This is a genomic window from Gemmatimonadaceae bacterium (assembly GCA_035533755.1).
In the GTDB taxonomy this organism is placed as follows: Bacteria; Gemmatimonadota; Gemmatimonadetes; order Gemmatimonadales; family Gemmatimonadaceae; genus JAGWRI01.
The window spans coordinates 1-3,380 of the sequence record DATLTC010000078.1; the positions used below are offsets into that span (position 1 = coordinate 1).

1 protein-coding gene is annotated in these 3,380 nt (G+C 67.5%); it reads left to right on the forward strand.

The features are described from left to right. Positions 1-85: 85 nt before the first annotated feature. Positions 86-3,352 carry a glycosyl hydrolase gene (locus tag VNE60_11675; GenBank protein HVB32178.1) on the forward strand — a complete coding sequence of 1,089 codons (3,267 nt, stop codon included), beginning with the start codon at positions 86-88 and terminating at the stop codon, positions 3,350-3,352. Positions 3,353-3,380: the final 28 nt, after the last annotated feature.

Below are 3,380 nucleotides of genomic sequence, written 5' to 3' on the forward strand. Positions count from 1 at the left end.
GCGTCCCTTCCGCTCCGGCGTGCCGCGAGCGCATCTTGAGGGGTTACGCTGCTTCCCACTCGAGAGCACTCCGCAGGAGGATGAAGTGACCAAGTCCCGCTCATTCCGAGCGATCGCGTTTGGCGCGCTGATCGCCGGTATTCCTTCCCTTGCCCTGGCGCAGGGCGGCCGTCCCAAGCCGGGCGCAGCGCGTCCGGTGACCACGGCAAACGCCATGGTGTCGGTGCCGCTGGATAGCCTGGCGTTCACCGGGCTGCACTGGCGCGAGATCGGTCCCTATCGGGGCGGCCGGTCGGTAGCGGCCGCCGGTTCCGACGCGCGGCCCAACGAGTACTACATGGGCACCACGGGGGGCGGCGTCTTCAAGACGACGGACGGAGGCGAGAGCTGGTTCCCCACCACCGACGGATATTTTGGCGGCACGATCGGCGCCATCGCCGTGGCGCCGTCGAACCCCGACATCGTGTACGTGGGCGGCGGCGAGTATCCCATTCGCGGCAACATCTCGTACGGCGACGGCGTGTGGAAGAGCACCGACGCCGGCAAGACGTGGAGCTTCATGGGGCTGGGCAACACGCGCCAGATCGAGAAGGTGATCGTGAATCCCACCAACCCCGACGAGGTGTACGTGGGGGCGTTCGGGCACGTGTTCGCGCCCAACGCCGACCGCGGAGTGTTCCGGTCCAAGGACGGCGGCAAGACCTGGCAGAAGATCCTGTTCCGCAACGACTCCACGGGCGTGGGCGACATGATCATGGATCCCAGCGATCCGAACACGCTCTACGTGACGTTCTGGCAGGCGTACCGCACGTCGTGGACCTTCTCGTCGGGCGGCGCGGGCAGCACGATGTTCAAGACCACCGACGGCGGCGACCACTGGACGGAGCTGAAGAACAATCCGGGGCTGCCGGCCGGCATCTGGGGCAACAGCGGGCTCGCGATCTCGGCGGCCAACCCGAAGATCGTGTGGGCGCTGCTCGAGGCCAAGCAGGGCGGGCTGTACAAGTCCAGCGACGCCGGCGCCACCTGGCACTTCGTGAACGGCGACAACGAGATCAAGCAGCGCGCCTGGTACTACATGAAGGTCACGGCCGATCCCACCGACACGCAGGTGGTGTACATCAACAACGTGTCGTTCATGAAGTCCACCGACGGCGGCAAGACCTTCCGTCCCATGCGCGGCGGCGGGCACGGCGATTCGCACCATCTGTGGATCGCGGGCAACGACGCCAAGCGGATGATCGAGACCGACGACGGCGGCGCCCGGGTGACGAAGAATGGCGGCGAGACGTGGACCGAGCAGGACTACGCCACGGGCCAGTTCTATCACGTGATCGCGACCAACGATTTTCCGTACAAGGTGTGCGGCGCGCAGCAGGACCTGTCCACCGTGTGCGGCGCCAACCGCGGCACGCTGGACATGTCCAACTGGGAAGAAGCGGGCGGCGGCGAGTCGGGCTGGCTGGCGGCGCGCGGCGACCAGCCGTGGGTGGTGTACGCGGGCAGCTACGGCAATCTGCTCACGCGCAAGGACATGCGGACGGGACTCACCGAGAACGTGAACCCGTGGCCGGACAATCCGATGGGCCATCCGGCCAAGGACCTCAAGTACCGGTTCCAGTGGACGTTCCCGATCATCGTGTCGGCGCACAACTCCAACGTGGTGTACGCCGGCGCGCAGAGCCTGTTCAAGTCCACCGACGAGGGACACAGCTGGACGGTGATCAGCCCCGACCTCACGTACCACGATCCGGCCACGCTGGGCGACGCCGGCGGTCCGCTGACCAAGGACCAGACGTCGGTGGAGTATTTCGGGACGATCTTCGTGATCGCCGAATCGCCGATCAAGGAAGGCGAGCTGTGGACGGGCTCGGATGACGGCAAGATCTACGTGACGCGCGACGGCGGCAAGGCGTGGACCGACGTGACGCCCAAGGGCCTGGCGCAGAACACCAAGATCTCGAGCATCGATCCGAGCGCGCACGTGGACGGCGTGGCCTACGTGGCCGCCAACCGCATCAAGCTGGACGACAACCACCCGTACCTGTGGAAGACGGTGGACTTCGGCAAGCACTGGGTGCAGATCCAGGCCAACCTGCCCGACACCGAGCCGGCCCGCGTGCTGCGCGAGGATCCCAACAAGCGCGGGCTGCTGTTCGCGGGCACCGAGCGTTCGGTGTACTTCTCGCCCAACGACGGCCACACCTGGCAGTCGCTGGCGCTCAATCTGCCGCTGGTGCCGGTGCGCGACCTGGCGTTCAAGGACGGCGATCTGATCGCCGCCACGCACGGCCGCGGCTTCTACATCATGGACAACATCTCGTCGCTGGAGCAGATGAACGACCAGGTGGCGGCGAGCGCCGCGCATCTGTTCAAGCCCGACGATCAGTATCGCGAGACGGCGGGCCGCGGCGGGTTCGGCGGATTCGGACGCGGCGGGCGCGGCGGCAACCCGACGCGCGCGGTGCACCCCACGGGCGAGAATCCGCCCAGCGGGATCGTGGTGCAGTACTGGCTCAAGGCGCCGGCCAAGACGGTGACGCTGGACTTCCTGGACGCCAGGGGGACGCTGATCCACAGCTACTCCACGGCGCCGTCGGCGGAGCCGGCTCCCGACGCGCCGCGCGGCGGTGGGCGCGGCGGGTTCGGCGCGCCGGCCAAGCCCGAGAACAAGGCGGGCGTGAACACGTTCACGGGCTGGAACATGCGGTATCCCGATGCGCACGGATTCCGCGGCATGCTGCTGTGGGCCGCGGGCACCACGGGCCCGATGGCGCCTCCGGGCACCTATCAGGTGCGGCTGTCGGTGGACGGCAAGGCGGTGGGCACGGAGCGGTTCAAGCTGCTGCCCGACCCGCGCCTCAAGGGCGTGACGCAGGCGGACTACGACGCGCAGTTCGCGCTGCTCATGAAGATCCGCGACAAATTCTCGGCAACCAACGACGCCGTGAAGACCATCCGCTACGTGCTGTACCAGCTGGACGAGCGCGCCAAGAGCGTGCCGGCCGCGCAGCAGGCGGCGTTCGAGGCGGCGGCGACGCCGCTGCGTTCCACGCTGCAGTCGGTGGCCGATTCGCTGTACCAGTCGCAGAGCCACGCCGGTGAGGATCCGCTCAACTATCCCATCCGGCTGAACAACCGCATCGGCGCGCTGATGGGCGTGGTGTCGAGCGCCTGGGGCCGGCCCACGAAGCAGAGCTACGAGGTGTACGATCTGCTCAACGGGTTGATCGACGTCCAGATGAACCGGATGAAGACGGCGATGAAGGGCGTGACCCAGGTGAACGCCGTGCTGAAGTTGGCCGGGCAGGAGCCGGTGGTGGTGAAGGCGGAGGAAGTGCCGGCGAAGTGATCGCGGTACGTCGGACGCAGAAGGGGGG